General features: G+C 66.4%; 13 protein-coding genes. 8 read left to right on the top strand and 5 right to left on the bottom strand.

What is annotated here, in order from left to right:
• Positions 1 to 167 precede the first annotated feature (167 nt).
• On the top strand, positions 168 to 1,796 hold the full coding sequence (locus WJU17_RS05725; protein ID WP_346326374.1) for a 3-(methylthio)propionyl-CoA ligase: 1,629 nt from the start codon (positions 168 to 170) through the stop codon (positions 1,794 to 1,796).
• A 125-nt stretch (positions 1,797 to 1,921) separates the two neighbouring features.
• The gene (locus WJU17_RS05720; RefSeq protein WP_346326373.1) at positions 1,922 to 2,653 is read left to right on the top strand and encodes an energy transducer TonB; all 732 of its coding nucleotides are present in this window, start codon (positions 1,922 to 1,924) and stop codon (positions 2,651 to 2,653) included.
• A 58-nt stretch (positions 2,654 to 2,711) separates the two neighbouring features.
• On the opposite strand, the gene WJU17_RS05715 is transcribed toward WJU17_RS05720, so the two are convergent.
• Positions 2,712 to 3,083, bottom strand: a complete 372-nt coding sequence (locus WJU17_RS05715; protein ID WP_346326372.1) for an EF-hand domain-containing protein — start codon at positions 3,081 to 3,083, stop codon at positions 2,712 to 2,714.
• Positions 3,084 to 3,226: 143 nt separating this feature from the next.
• On the opposite strand from WJU17_RS05715, the gene WJU17_RS05710 reads away from it, so the two are divergent.
• Genes WJU17_RS05710 through WJU17_RS05695 form a run of 4 tightly spaced genes read left to right on the top strand, consistent with a single transcriptional unit; the run spans position 3,227 to position 7,468 of the window.
• Entirely contained in the window at positions 3,227 to 3,988 is a 762-nt protein-coding gene (locus WJU17_RS05710) for a (Fe-S)-binding protein (RefSeq protein ID WP_346326371.1), read from the top strand.
• Complete coding sequence (locus tag WJU17_RS05705) at positions 3,978 to 5,399, top strand: LutB/LldF family L-lactate oxidation iron-sulfur protein (RefSeq protein WP_346326370.1); 1,422 nt, start codon at positions 3,978 to 3,980, stop codon at positions 5,397 to 5,399. Before WJU17_RS05710 ends, WJU17_RS05705 begins: the two co-directional genes overlap by 11 nt.
• Complete coding sequence (locus WJU17_RS05700; protein ID WP_346326369.1) at positions 5,386 to 6,006, top strand: LUD domain-containing protein; 621 nt, start codon at positions 5,386 to 5,388, stop codon at positions 6,004 to 6,006. Before WJU17_RS05705 ends, WJU17_RS05700 begins: the two co-directional genes overlap by 14 nt.
• Positions 6,007 to 6,022: 16 nt before the next feature.
• Complete coding sequence (locus WJU17_RS05695; protein ID WP_346326368.1) at positions 6,023 to 7,468, top strand: right-handed parallel beta-helix repeat-containing protein; 1,446 nt, start codon at positions 6,023 to 6,025, stop codon at positions 7,466 to 7,468.
• On the opposite strand, the gene WJU17_RS05690 is transcribed toward WJU17_RS05695, so the two are convergent.
• Positions 7,447 to 9,177: a hypothetical protein gene (locus WJU17_RS05690; protein WP_346326367.1), complete on the bottom strand. Its 1,731-nt coding sequence runs from the start codon at positions 9,175 to 9,177 to the stop codon at positions 7,447 to 7,449. The two genes, WJU17_RS05695 and WJU17_RS05690, sit on opposite strands and share 22 nt — an antisense overlap.
• Before the next feature lie 88 nt (positions 9,178 to 9,265).
• Positions 9,266 to 11,356: a TonB-dependent receptor gene (locus WJU17_RS05685; RefSeq protein WP_346326366.1), complete on the bottom strand. Its 2,091-nt coding sequence runs from the start codon at positions 11,354 to 11,356 to the stop codon at positions 9,266 to 9,268.
• 131 nt (positions 11,357 to 11,487) lie between these two features.
• On the opposite strand from WJU17_RS05685, the gene cobA reads away from it, so the two are divergent.
• Positions 11,488 to 12,246, top strand: coding sequence for a uroporphyrinogen-III C-methyltransferase (gene cobA, locus WJU17_RS05680; protein WP_346326365.1), 759 nt, complete (start codon positions 11,488 to 11,490; stop codon positions 12,244 to 12,246).
• A gap of 10 nt (positions 12,247 to 12,256) precedes the next feature.
• Positions 12,257 to 13,042 carry an enoyl-CoA hydratase-related protein gene (locus WJU17_RS05675; protein ID WP_346326364.1) on the top strand — a complete coding sequence of 262 codons (786 nt, stop codon included), beginning with the start codon at positions 12,257 to 12,259 and terminating at the stop codon, positions 13,040 to 13,042.
• A 2-nt stretch (positions 13,043 to 13,044) separates the two neighbouring features.
• Here the strand turns inward: WJU17_RS05675 and WJU17_RS05670 are convergent, their stop codons facing one another.
• Positions 13,045 to 13,617, bottom strand: a complete 573-nt coding sequence (locus WJU17_RS05670) for an OmpH family outer membrane protein (RefSeq protein ID WP_346326363.1) — start codon at positions 13,615 to 13,617, stop codon at positions 13,045 to 13,047.
• Complete coding sequence (locus WJU17_RS05665; RefSeq protein WP_346326362.1) at positions 13,614 to 14,189, bottom strand: OmpH family outer membrane protein; 576 nt, start codon at positions 14,187 to 14,189, stop codon at positions 13,614 to 13,616. Before WJU17_RS05665 ends, WJU17_RS05670 begins: the two co-directional genes overlap by 4 nt.
• Positions 14,190 to 14,240 lie beyond the last annotated feature (51 nt).

The raw sequence follows: 14,240 nt of genomic DNA, 5'->3' as shown, positions 1-14,240 counted from the left end.
CGCGCAACAGAAAAGCACAACCATTAAGTGTGCAGGTTTTCGGTACCCTGGACCGCCGCCGCCGGTTGATTTTCTTGGCGCCGGATGGAAGCCTTGCTGTGCGCGGCGGCGCCGCGTTCTGTATAAGCAGCTCATCCACAGGCTCAGTCGACACGGGGAAAAGACATATGTTTGGACAGATGCAGGACGTTCCCCTGCTGGTATCGTCGCTGATCGACTATGCCGAGAAATTCCACGGCGAACGCGAGATCGTCAGCCGCACGGTCGAAGGGCCGATCCACCGCTATACCTATGCCGACGCCGGCAAGCGGTCGCGGCAGCTGGCGAAGGCCCTGCTGGCGCTCGGCGTGAAGGAAGGCGACCGCGTCGGCACCCTCGCCTGGAACACCTACCGCCATTTCGAGGCGTGGTACGGCATCACCGGCATGGGCGCAGTCACCCACACGCTGAACCCGCGCCTGTTCGCCGACCAGCTCGCCTACATCATCGACCATGCCGAGAACCGGTTCATCCTGCTCGACGCCATGTTCACCGGCATGCTGGAAGGCATCCTCGACCGCATTCCCACCGTCGAAGGCTTCATCATCATGACCGAGCGGGCGAACATGCCCGCCACGACCCTGCCCAACGTCCTCTGCTACGAGGACCTGATCGCCGGCCATGATGGCGAGTATCAGTGGCCCGTGCTGGACGAGAAGGCCGCCGCCGCCATGTGCTACACTTCCGGCACCACGGGTAATCCCAAGGGCGTGCTCTACACCAACCGCTCCTGCGTGCTGCATGCCCTGTCGGCGGCGCTGCCGGACGTGATGGGCGCCGGCTCCAACACCACCATCATGGCGGTCGTGCCCATGTTCCACGCCAATGGCTGGGGCATTCCGCATTTCGCGCCCATGACCGGCGCCAAGATGGTGCTGCCCGGCAAGGAAATGGACGGCGCCAGCATCTATCAGCTGCTGACCGAGGAAAAGGTGACGCTGACCGCCGCGGTGCCGACCGTCTGGCTGATGCTGCTGGCCTATCTGCAGGAAAACAACCTCGACCTGCCGCATCTCGAGCGCGTGGTGATCGGCGGCTCGGCCGCGCCGCGCTCCATGATCGAAACCTTCGAGACCAAGTACGCCACCTCGGTCAACCACATCTGGGGCATGACCGAGATCAACCCCATCGGCTCCCTCGGCTCGCCCAAGGCCGTCATGCGGGGCATGGACTACCAGTCCCAGCTCGATCTGAAGATGAAGCAGGGCCGCGCCATGTGGGGCGTCGACCTGAAGATCACCGACGACGAGGGCAACAAACTGCCCTGGGACGGCAAGGCCGCCGGCCACCTGATGGTGCGGGGCCCCTGGACCGTCAGCGAATATTACCGGGGCGAGGGCGGCCAGATCCTCGACGAGGAAGGCTATTTCGACACCGGCGATGTAGCCAACATCGACCAGTATGGCTACGTCCAGCTGACCGACCGGGCCAAGGACGTCATCAAGTCGGGCGGCGAATGGATCAGCTCCATCGACCTGGAAAACACCGCCGTTGGCCACCCCGAAATCGCCGAGGCCGCCGTCATCGGCGTCGTCCACCCGAAATGGGACGAACGCCCGCTGCTGGTCTGCGTCCGCGCCAAGGGCAGCGCCGTCACCAAGCAGGACGTGCTCGACTACATGACCGGCAAGGTCGCCAAATGGTGGATGCCCGACGACGTCGTCTTCGTCGACGAACTCCCGCACACGGCCACCGGCAAGCTGCTGAAAACGAGGCTGCGCGAGGATTTCAAGGACTACAAGCTGCCGACGGTTTAACGGCTGCCGCGCGTTTGAGGGCCAATACGCCGTCCGCGGCGATTTGGTCATCCGGTGGGACGGTTGTGCTTGCCCCTCGTGTCGGTATCCGTTCACATGACTGCATTGTTTCGGGGGAACGATGCATGCATATCCGCGCTCTGGTTTTTCTCATCCTCGCCATTTTCTGTGGGGCCTGCCCGGCAAGCGCCGCGCCGCCCGGCGTCAGGCCCATTCTCGACGACCCCATGGTAAAGCCGCCCACTCAGGATCCGGCCTACCCCATCACCCAGCCGCCTTATCCTCTGATGTCGGTAATGGCGGCGGAGCAAGGCGCGGTGATCCTGCGGTTCATTGTCCGGGACGATGGTTCGGTGGATCCCGCCACGGTGACCGTCGAGGAAGGGAGTGGCTCCGCCGTCCTTGATGGCGCCGCCGTGGCCGAGGCCGCGAATTGGCGATTCAGGCCCGCGACGTCCGCAGGGGTACCTGTCGCCAGTCCCCATTTGTTCCGGGTGGTATTCGAGCTGAGTTCTGTTCAGGGGATGCAAGCAGGCGGAAATAACCCGCAGGAAAAGACGCCGTTGCCACGACAGTCACGGCCGATCACGCAGCCGCCCTATCCACGCAGCGCGGTCGAGGCGGGCGCCGAGGGCGATGTGCTTCTGCGGTTCATCGTGAAGGAGGATGGATATGTCGACCCCTCAAGCATCGTCGTCAAGAAGAGCAGCGGATTCGCTGATCTCGATAAGGCGGCGGTGGACGAAGCGGCCCGGAACTGGCGGTTTCAGCCTGCGACTCTCTATGGCACCCCGGTGGCGTCGCCTCACGAGTTCCGTGTGGTTTTTGCGCTGAAAAAGAAACAACGCCCGGACTGAAAGCCCGGATGTCAGGACGGCGCGACCCTACTGCGATGCAGGGCCGCGCCGGTCCGAATTACATCTTGGATTTCTTCGCGGCCTTCGCGGCATCGGCTTCCGCCTGCGACAGGCTGCCATTGCCATCTGTGTCGGCCTTGGTAAACCAGGCCGCCTTCTTGGCGGTGTATTCGTCGGGAGACAGGCTGCCGTCGCCGTCCTTGTCCGCTGCCGTCCAGTCGGCGCCAGGTGTCATGCCGGCTTCCTCGGCGGACAGCTTGCCGTCACCATTCTTGTCCTTCTTGGTCCACGACGCCTTTACGCTGGCATCGTGTTCCGCCTTGCTGATCTGGCCGTTGCCATCCGTATCCTTGTCCTTCCAGTCGCCGCCGGCGAGCGCCGCGGAGCTGAGGGCAAAGGTGGCTGCGATGGTGATGATGGTACGTTTCATGACGATCTCCCGTTTTAATGCCGTGTGTGTCGGTGACACAGAGGCAACTGCCCGGGTGGCATCTGGTTCCTTGCAAATGTCCGGTATGGTCGCTGTCGCTTCCATCCTTTGTCCTTCCGCGCCAGTCTGGCAGTATGGCCGGCGTGAAAAAGCCGTCTGAAAGCAAGGGCGAGGTCGCCCTGTTCGTTACCTGCCTCGTGGACCTGATGCGTCCCGAAGTGGGATTCGCCAGCGCGTCGCTGATCGAGGCGGCGGGCTTCGAGGTCGTCGTGCCGAAGGGACAGAGCTGCTGCGGCCAGCCCAACTACAATGGCGGCGACCGCAACGCGGCCCGGCGCATGGCCGAGCGGACCATCGCGCTGCTCCAGCGCTACGAGCGCGTCGTGGTACCCTCCGGCTCCTGCGCCGCCATGATCAAGCTGCATTACCCGTCGCTCTTCGACGAGGCCGACGCGCTGTTCGGCAAGGCGAGGGCGCTCGCCGACAAAACCCAGGAACTCACCACTTTCCTGGCCGCGAACGGCTATGTTCCCGCCGTGAAGCTGGCGGCGACGCGCGTCACCTACCATGATTCCTGTTCCGGCCTACGCGAGCTCGGCATCCATGACCAGCCCCGGGCGCTGCTGCGCCGGATCGACGGGCTGCGGCTGGTCGAGCTGTCCGAGCCCGAGGTCTGCTGCGGCTTCGGCGGCACCTTCTGCATCAAATATCCGGACATCTCCAACCGGATGGTCTCCAACAAGACCGCCGACATCGCCGCGACCGGCGCGTCGGTGGTCGCCATGGGCGATGTGGGCTGCCTGATGAACATCGAGGGGCGGCTGCGGCGCGAAGGCTCCTCGGTGCGTGCCTGTCACGTGGCCGAATTGCTGGCCGGCACGCTGGAGACCCCCGGTGGAAATTGACAGCGGCGCGTTCGTCGAAAAGGCGCGGGTGGCGCTGGCCGACCCGACGCTTCAGCACGCCCTGAAGCACATCAAGCATGGCTTCGTCGAGGCGCGGGCGCGGGCGGCCGAAAACCTGCCCGGCTTCGAGTCCATGCGCGATCACGCCCGCGACATCAAGGCGCGCACCATCGCCAATCTGGCCGATTATCTGGAGCAGTTCGAAGCCAACGTCACCAGTGTCGGCGGCCATGTCCACTGGGCGCGGGACGCCGAGGAAGCGCGCCGCATCGTTGGCGACATCTGCAGGCAGGCGGGCGCGCGCACGGTCACCAAGAGCAAGAGCATGGTGACCGAGGAGATCGAGCTGAACGCCTATCTGGAGGCGCAGGGCATCGTGCCGGTCGAAACCGATCTGGGCGAGTACATCATCCAGCTGCGCAAGGAAAAGCCCAGCCACATCATCGCCCCGGTCATCCACCTGTCCAAGGCGCAGGTCGCGGACACCTTCCACGAACATCATGCCCAGTATGGCTTCCACGAGCGCCTCACAGAGCGCGGCGACATGGTGCGCGAGGCCCGCTCCATCCTGCGCGAGCGGTTCGTGGCGGCCGATGTGGGCATCACCGGCGCCAATTTCCTGATCGCGGAAACCGGCTCGGCCGTGGTCGTCACCAACGAGGGCAACGCCGACCTCACCGCCTCGCTGCCGGACACGCACATCGTCGTGACCGGCATCGAGAAGCTGGTGCCCACCCTGGACGACTGCCACACCCTGCTGCGCCTGCTGACCCGCTCGGCGACCGGTCAGGACATCACCACCTATATGAGCTTCTTCACCGGCCCGCGCCGCGGCGGCGACCTGTCGGGGCCGTCCGCCTTTCATGTGGTGCTGGTCGACAATGGCCGGTCGGACATGATCGGCACCGAGTTCGAGGAGATGCTGCGCTGTATCCGCTGCGGCGCCTGTCTCAACCATTGCCCGGTTTACGCCAACATCGGCGGCCATGCCTATGGCTCGGTCTATCCGGGTCCCATGGGCGCGGTGCTGACGCCCAGCCTGTCGGGCATCGAGAAGGCGGGCCATCTGCCGAACGCCTCCACGGTCTGCGGCCGCTGCGAGGAGGTCTGCCCGGTTCGGATCCCGCTGCCCCGCATGATGCGCCACTGGCGCGAGCGCGAGTTCGAGCGGCATCTGTCGCCGCGCGGCATGCGCTGGGGCATGGGCTTTTGGGCCGTGCTGACCGACCATCCGCGAACCTACCGCATCGGTCTCTGGATCGCGTCCCGCGCGCTGCGGCTGATCGCCTGGCGCGGCTGGATATCGCGGCTGCCGCTGGCCGGCGGCGGCTGGACCGCGTTCCGCGACATGCGCGCGCCCTCCGGCGGTACCTTTCAGAGGCAGTGGAGGAAACGCGGTGGCCGCCGATAGCCGGGCCGACATCCTCGCGCGCCTGCGCCGGGGCGCCGCGCCCTTCGTGGCGCGCGCGACGCCGTCGCCGCCGCCGGCCTCGCCCCTGTCGCCCCGGGCGCGCTTCATCGAGCGCCTGACGGCGGCGCGGACCACCACCGAGGCGATCCCCTCGCTGGCGGACGCGCCGGCGGCGGTCGCGCGCTATCTGGCGGCGCAGAATCTGCCGGCGCGGATTTGCCTGGCGCCGGGCCTCGCGGGCAGGATGGCGTTCGACACCGTGACCGTCGAGGACGCGCTGCCCGTGGCCGACGGCATCGCCGTGCTCACCGACTGCGTCGCCGCCGTCGCCGAAACCGGTACCTTCGTCGCAGCCAGCGGCCCGGGCCGGGACCAGCGCCTCAACTATCTGGCGGAAACGCTCATCGTCATCGTCGGCGACGACCAGATCGTCCATGCCTATGAAGAGGTCTGGACGCGGCTGCGGGTGCGCACGGGACGGGAAGCGCCCCGGCTGGTCAGCTTCATCACCGGCCCGTCGCGCACCGCCGACATCGAACAGACCATCGAATGGGGCGCGCATGGGCCGCGCCGGCTGCACGTCCTCGTGTCGGACGAAACGCCGTGAGCAAGGAAACGACCCGATGAAGAAACTCCCCGCACTGGTCCTCGTCGTCGCCGCGGCCGGGCTGCTGCTCGCCCCCGTCGCCTGGGGCGAAATGGTCATCCGCCTGAAGAACGGCGTCGAGATCAAGGTGCCGGTTGCCCAGGAGGACATTGCCTCCATCGGCTTCGAGGGCGGCGGCAAGTCGCCGGCCCCGCAGCCGCAATCCGCGCCCGCACCGGCGCCCGCCGCGCCCGCGCCGGTCAAGGTCACGGGCGCGTCTCCCGCCTACGCCCAGCCGCCGATCCCGCCGTCCGAGGCCGCCGCCGCCAGCGGGCCGGCATTGCCCGGCGCCTCCACCTTCAAGGCAGGCGCTTTCGCGCCGCCCGGCGCCGCGACCGGCTCCGGCGAGTCCGGCCGCGTGATCCAGATCGGCAAGGGCAAGCAGTACGAACGCTTCGGCGACGTGGTCTCGACCCTGCAAAACGGCGACAGCGTGGAGATTGAAGGCGGCCTCTACATCAACGACTTCGCCGAGATCACCGCCAGCAACATCAGGATCAAGGGCATCAATGGCCGCCCGCATTTCCGCGCCTCGGTCTCGCCGCCCAACAACAAGGCGATCTGGGTCGTCTCCGGCGACAACGTCACCATCGACAACATCGAGTTCTCCGGCGCGGATGTGGGCGACGACAATGGCGCGGGCATCCGGGCCGAAGGCGGCAAGATCATCATCCGCAACAGCTATTTCCACCACAACGAGTTCGGTTTCCTGTCGGCGAACATTCCCGAGCAGGAGGTCTACATCGCCAATTCCGAATTCGCCTACAATCTGCGCAAGGACAATTACGCGCACGGCATCTACATCGGCGCGATCCGCAAGTTCACTCTGGTCAATTCCTACGTGCACCACAACCATCGCGGCCATCAGGTGAAGACCCGCGCGGCTGAATCCTTCATTCTCTACAATCGGTTGACTGACGAAGACGGAGTCGGCAGCTACCTCGTCGACGCCTCAAACTGCGGCAAGCTCGTGGTCATGGGCAACGTGCTGCAGAAGGGCTCGAACGCCGAGAATCACACCGCCATCGCCTTTGGCGCCGAAGGCTGCAAGGGCGCCGGCCACAAGTTGCAGGTGGTCAGCAACACCTATGTGAACGGGCTCGGCAGCGGGCCGTTCATCAAGAACCATTCGGGCGATATCGGCGTGATGATGAACAATCTCGTGGTCGGCGGCGCCATGTACGAAGGCTCCATGACCTCGAAGAACAACGTGGCCAGCTCGATCTCCAGCTTCGTCAATCCCGCCGCCTTCGACTATCGGCTGAAGCCCGGCGCCGATGCCATCGACAAGGGCGCGGACGCGGGCAAGCTGGACGGCCTCAGCCTCACGCCGTCGCAGGAATACGTCCACCCCATGAAGGCGCGTAAACGCGTGGTGAACGGCAAGCTGGACGCCGGCGCCTACGAGTTCACCGGCAAGTAGGGCGCGTTGGCGCGCTGGCACAGATATTCGATGGTCAGCATGCGGTTTAGCGCTTCGGGGGCCTTCATCCGCCCCGTCCGGAACAGCGCCCGCATATAGGGCAGCTCCATGTCCAGCACGGTGCCCAGCCACGGCCGGGTCAGCCAGGGCGGCGGCGGCGCGTGACGGGCGAAACGGTAAGTGCGCCGCCGGATCGCCGCCGGACGATGGATCGAGGCCAGCTGTTTCAGCTTGAACGACAGCGGCGGCTCGCCCTCCAGACTCATGCCGTATGCGGTCCGATAGCGCGCCAGCTCGGGTGACAGATGCCGGATCATGGCCGCTTCCAGCCGGCCGAACTGCTTCACGCCATAGGGAATGGTGTTGGTCCCCGCGATGATCTCCGGCTCCAGGAACGGATACAGCATCCAGCCGAAGCGCTGGTTCACCGACACGTCCCGCGCCGACCAGTATCGGCCCCGGAACAGCGGATAGAGCGCCTCGATCATGGGACGGCTCACCTTGACCTTGTCGGTGCGCAGCGCGGCCATCATGTCGGCGGCGAGCGTGTCGCGGTATGCGTCCTCCGAGAAGGCGGATGTCATCGCCGCGGGATCATAGCGGCTGAAGAAGGCCGAGATCAGGTCATCGAGCGCCAGCGGCTTGTCCGGCAGGTAGAAGAAGTTGCGGTAGATCTCGCCGGCCGAGCCGTTCAGCACCACGGCGTCGCCCGCCTGCCGGTCCATCCGGTCGCGGTAATCGGCGCCCGAATCGAACAGGCCGTCATATTTCAGCCCGTCGAATGCGACCAGGTCGCGTTCCACCTGCGCCGGGAACGCGTCCGGCGCCGACGGCGCGGCGCGGCCCTTGTCCAGATGGCGCAGCGCCAGTCCTTCGCCGGCGGCGATCCGTTTCGCCGTGGTGACGTCCGGGTCGGCCTCGCCGCCGAAAACGAACAGCTCCGGCGTGATCCCGGCGTCCCGCAGCGCGGCCAGGATCAGCCGCGAATCATAGCCGCCGGACAGCGCCGAGCGGACCGGCCTCGGCGCCAGCGCGCCATAGGTCGCGAACAGCGACCGCAGCGCGTCCGAACGCTCCCGCGCATGCGCCGCGACCGTCGCCGCGCGCGTCTCCTCGAACAGGTCGATGGCCGGCCCGGCGACGCCGATGCGCACCGTCTCGCCGAAGCGGACGACAGCGGGCGCGGGCAGAAGGCGGACGGCGTCGAACACCGTGCGGTCGCCGAAGGTCGAGCCGTTCCAGACATACTGGAAGATGCCGGTCGGATCGGGCACCGGCGCGTCGATGCTGTCCAGCACGGCCATAAAGCTGCTGGAGAACACCGCCTCGTCGCGCCGGTGATAGACGTGATAGCTCCCCAGCCGGTCGGTGACCAGGTACAGCGCCCCGTCCTTGCGCAGGATCAGGGCGTAATGGCCCCGGCACCTGTCCCACGGCATTGTCTTCTCGGTGAAGGCGGCGTGCACCCCCCGCAGCGCCGCCGCGCCGATCTCGCCGTCGAAGAAGAACGAGCCGGTATGCGCCGCGAAATCGCCGTTCTCCAGGGTCACGGCGTTGCAGGCCGAGCCGTTCAGGCGCCGGTGCAGCATGACCCGGAAGCCATCCACCGACGCGGTGAAGCCGGCCCGAAAGCCATGGCCCGCCAGCCGCGCGTCCAGCGCATCGGCATAGGCGCCCATGCTGTCGGGGCAAATCAGGAACTGGCCCATCCGGACTCCCAGTGAAGGTCGCCGGTCAGGCTATCGGATTTCCGGCGCCGGCACAGGTGTTTGTAGGCGCACCCGTGCCGGCCGGCGATCAGAATCCCACTTGGAGCGACACCCGCACATCGCGGCCCGCCAGCGGGGCGACCTCCTTCAGGAACGAGGTGTGCGCCCGGGCAATGGCATTGGTCAGGTTCTTGCCGCGAATGAGCAGGGTCACGTTCCGGCGGTCGGTGAAGGGCCGGAACGCCAGGCTGGCATTCAGGAAGGTATAGCCATCGGTTTCTTCCTCGAACGCGGCCACCCGGTTCTGCTTGCCGACGCGCTGCACCTCGACCCGGCCGGTCACCCAGTCCCGCTCGTACTCGGCGCCCACCATGAAGCGGAAGGCCGGGATGCGGGGCAGGGGCGTACCCGTCGCCCGGTCGGTGGCGCGGACATAGTCGGCCGTGCCGTCGAATTTCAGCGACCAGCTATCGGTGCGGATGGCCTCGACGCCCAGCTCCAGTTCCACGCCCTGAAAACGGGCGTCGGTCTGGCCGCGCACCAGCACCGGCAGGCCGTCCTCCTCGGCCCCGTTGAACGACTGGCTGATGAAATCGTCGTACCAGGTCATGTAGCCGGTCAGCGCGCCGGTCACCGGGCCGGACCGCTTGCGCACGAACGCCTCCAGATTGACCGAGGTCTCGGATTTCAGGGTCGGGTCGCCGATCTCGAAGGCGCCGATGGCCAGATGTGGCCCGTCGGCGAACAGCTCCTCCGCCGTCGGCGCGCGCTTCGAGCGGCCCAGCGTCACGCCGACCAGCCAGTCGTCGTTCGGGCTCCAGGCCAGGCCGCTGGACGCGCTGACATTGTCGAAATCCCGCTTCACCCCCAGCGCCTCGACCGACTGGCTCTCGAACCGCATGCCCAGCTCCAGTGTCAGCTGGCCCAGCACCCATTCCTGAAAGGTGAAGGCGCCCCAGTTGAAGGTCTCGCTCGGCGGCACGAACGCCTCGTCGCCGATCGCCTCGAAGTCGCGCGACGTCAGCTGGATTCCGGACGCGCCGGTCCAGTTGCCCTCCATCAGCGGCTTCTGCACCAGTTCGAGCCGGCCTTCCCAGCCCTTGTTGTTGAAGATCGTGCCGACCTCGCCGTTCTCCAGCTCCGTATGGGTGTAGTCGGCGTACCCGAAACGCACCCGCGCCGCCTCGAAGATCAGCATGTCGCCGCGCACTTCGCCCGCCACGTCGATGCGGTCCTGCACCAGGTCGATTCCCACGGATTCTTCTTCCTCACCGTGGTCGTGATCATGATCATGATCATGATCATGATCCTCTTCCTCCTCGCCGGCATGGACGTGCCCGCCGGAAGGAATGCCGTACCGCGTATCGAGCCGTGAATACGCGGCGCCAAGGAAGCCGTTCTCCCAGACGTAGGAAAGACCGACCGTACCGCCAACGCTCTCGGTGGCGCTGTTGCCAACCCGGCGCAGCGGTGTCTCGCCGTGGTGATCCTCCTCGCCTTCCTCGTGCGCGTGCTCATGGTCGTCATGGTCTTCCAGCAGCGCGCCGCGCGGCACCCGGTAGTCGCCGGTGTCGCGGTAGAAGCCCTTGAGGTGGAGGACGAAATTGCCCATGGCCGCATCCACATGCGCGGCCCCGCCGACTTCATTGGCCGCGCTGCCATACAGCAGGTCGATCTGACCGCTGACGGGCTCTTCCGGCAGGCGCTCGGCGATGCGGCCGTCGATCACGTTCACCACGCCGCCCACCGCGTTGCTGCCATACATCAGGTTGGCAGGACCCCGGACGACCTCGATTCGCTGCGCGCCGAGCGGGTCGGTGGCGACAGCGTGATCCGGGCTGACCGACGAGGCGTCGATGGAGCCCAGGCCGTTGACCAGCACCCGGATGCGGTCGCCGTCCAGGCCGCGAACGATCGGTCGTGACGCGCCGGGGCCGAAGAAGGTCGAGCTGAAGCCGGGCAGGCTCGCCAGCGTTTCGCCGATGGAGCTTTCCATGCGCAGCTGCAGGCTGTCCGACGACAGCGCCGTGGTGCTCTGAAGCAGGCTGAACCGGTCGGTCGCCGTGGGGCGCGCCGTCACGACGATCTCTTCGCCAGGGCGCACCGGCGTCGCCGTCTCGGCCGCCATCGCGCCGGTGGAAACGGTGAGCAGGGCGGTGCCGAGGGCCAGGTATCGCACGGTGATCTCCTATCGGTGAATTCAGAGGATGTAATAACATAACATTCTATCCGGTCAACGCCGGTTATCGGACAAGCCGGGCCGCCGATAGCCGCACTTGCTTTTCCGCGCCGGGTTGCCTAGTTGGGGCTATGGCAGGAGAATCGAGGGTCTACCTGGTCGGCGCCGGTCCCGGCGATCCCGACCTCATCACGGTCAAGGCGCTGCGCGTGCTGCGCGCCGCCGACGCCGTCGTCTACGACCGTCTGGTATCGGACGAGATTCTGTCCGAAATTCCGGCCCATGCCGTGCGCGTCTATGTAGGCAAGGAAGGCGGCACCCATTCGCTGCCCCAGTCCGAAATCAGCCAGTTGCTGGTGACGCTCGCGCGGCAAGGCAAGACGGTCGTGCGCCTGAAGGGCGGCGATCCCTACATTTTCGGCCGGGGCGGCGAGGAGGCTCTCGTGCTCGCCGAGGCGAGCGTGCCGTTCGAGGTGGTGCCCGGGATTACCGCGGCCTCCGGCGTTCTGGCCGGCCTGGGCGTGCCGCTGACCCATCGCGGCCTTGCCAATGGCGTGCGCTTCGTCACGGGCCAGTGCGGCAAGAACGTACCCCTCGATCTCAATTGGGCCAGTCTGGCCGATCCGGACACCACGCTCGTCGTCTATATGGGCCTCGCCAAGCTGCCCGAGATCAGCGCCAATCTGATCGCCGCCGGCATGCCGGCGGACCAGCCCGCCATGGCCGTATCCAAAGGCACGCTCGAGGACGAAACGGTCGTTCTGGGCACCATCGAAAGCCTTCCCGCCCGGGTCCGGGAGGTGCATCTGGCGCCGCCGGTGCTGATCCTCATCGGCCGCGTCGTGTCGCTCAGGGAGACACTGGGCCGCGATCCGGCGCCCCGAACCTAAGGAAAATCATGTGAGCGAAGGCCCCATCTATCTGGAAAAGGATGGCGAGCTGGCATGGCTTACCATCGACCGGCCCGACAAGCACAACGCCCTCAGCCAGGCCATGTGGGAAGCGATTCCCCATCTGACCGCCCAGGCCGAGGCCGATCCGGCGATCAAGGTGCTGGTGGTGCGCGGCGCGGCGCCGAAAGCATTCAGCGCCGGGGCCGACATCTCGGAATTCGAGGTCCTCAATACCGATGCCGCCCTGCGCGACGCCAACCGCGCCGCCATCACCCAGGGCTTGCGCGCGTTGACGGCCATGACCAAGCCCACCATCGCCATGGTGCGGGGAATCTGCATGGGCGGCGGCTGCGCCATCGCCCTGACCTGCGACATCCGCTTCGCGTCGCCCGAGGCCCGGTTCGGCATTCCACCGGCCCGGCTTGGTCTGGCGTATACGCTCGAGGACATGAAGCAACTCGTGGATGTCGTCGGGCCGTCTCATGCCAAGAGCATGATGTTCACCGGCCGCGCCGTGGCGGCGGACGAGGCACTGGCGATCGGTCTGGCGACCGCGCTCTATCCGCTGGATGAAATCGAGGCGCAGACGCGTGCCTTCGCCGCGCAGATCTGCCGCAACTCGCAATATTCCGTTCGGGCTCTGAAACGCGTGATTGGCCTGATCGCGGATGGCGCGCTGGCCGAGACCGAGGAAAGCTGGGCGCTCGCCATGGGCGCGTATGAAGGCGAGGATTACCGGGAGGGAGTGGCGGCGTTCCTCGGCAAGCGGCCGCCGCGGTTCACCTTCTCCTGACCTCAGGACTTGGCCGGCGGAGGTATATCCACCTTCACGGTCGGCAGACGGGCATTGATGCGCTTGATGGCCTCGCTGGTCACGTCGTAACCGGACCCCTCGCGCACATACAGGACAGCCGCGCCATCGAGGAAACGGCTGGCGCCGTGCTCCTTGAGCAATTGCTGGCCGACCTCGTTGGCCGCGGCGTTGAATTCGGCGATGGCCTTTTCGCCCGCCGCCATCAGCCGGTCCTGCGCCTGCTTGAGCACGCCGTCGATCTCCGCCTTGATCTCGTTGAAGCGCGTGACCGCTTTCTCGTACTCGGCCGCGTCCATCGTCGCGCTCTGGGCGCGGACGGGATCGAACTCGCTCTCGAGCTTGTCGAGCGCCATGTTGTAGGCGGCGGCTTCGATGGTCTTCTGCCGCTCGATCTGGTCATAGATCGCCTGCATCGCCGTGGCTTCGGCGGCGACGCGATCCGTGTCCAGCACCAGAAAAGCGCTGGAGGCGCTCGCCGTCTCGGCCGGAGCGGCCTGGGCCATGGCCGCGGCGGGCATCAGGACGAGGGCGGCGATGGCGAGGAAGCGTTTCATGGCGCGGCTCCTTCGGGGGCCAGCTCGACCGTCGGAATCTGGTCGTTGAGGAAGACGAGGACGAGGCCGGTGATGTCGTTGGCCCCGGCCGCCAGCAGCTTGTCCTTAACCAGAGCGTCGTAGGACGTCTTCTCCAGCACCAGATCGACGGTCAGGCCGTCGGCGATCTCCTTGATGATCCCGGTAAGCTTGCCCTGCAGCGCGGCCATCGTCGCCTCGCCGCGCGAATCGATCGCCGCCATCGCGGTTTTTTCTTCCTCGGCCAATCCGGCGATGCGCTGTTCCAGCGACGATTGCCGCTCGGCCCGCTCCGCTTGTGGGATAGCCGCGGACTCGACGCGGAAGTCGCGCAATTCTTCCTGGATTTTCTCGTACTTGAATTTGGCGTTCTCGCGGAACGCCTGCTTGGCCGCGTTGACCTTGCGGTCCAGATCCGCCGTCGCCTTCGACATACGACTCAATTCCTGCAGATCGACGGTCGCGATGCGCGGTGGTGGAAGAGGGGCTGACCAGGCCGGCGAGACGCCGGCGAGGCAGGCAAGCAGCAGGGCGCTACGGAGCAATATTCTCATGGCGACCGTCTATAGGAGGGCGCGTTGACTGGGTAAAGCCGGTCATGCGGC

Source organism: Iodidimonas sp. SYSU 1G8 (genome assembly GCF_039655775.1).
Lineage (GTDB): Bacteria > Pseudomonadota > Alphaproteobacteria > SMXS01 > SMXS01 > RI-34.
Note: the sequence above shows the minus strand (reverse complement) of the source record. Positions and strands in the feature narration are given on the sequence as shown.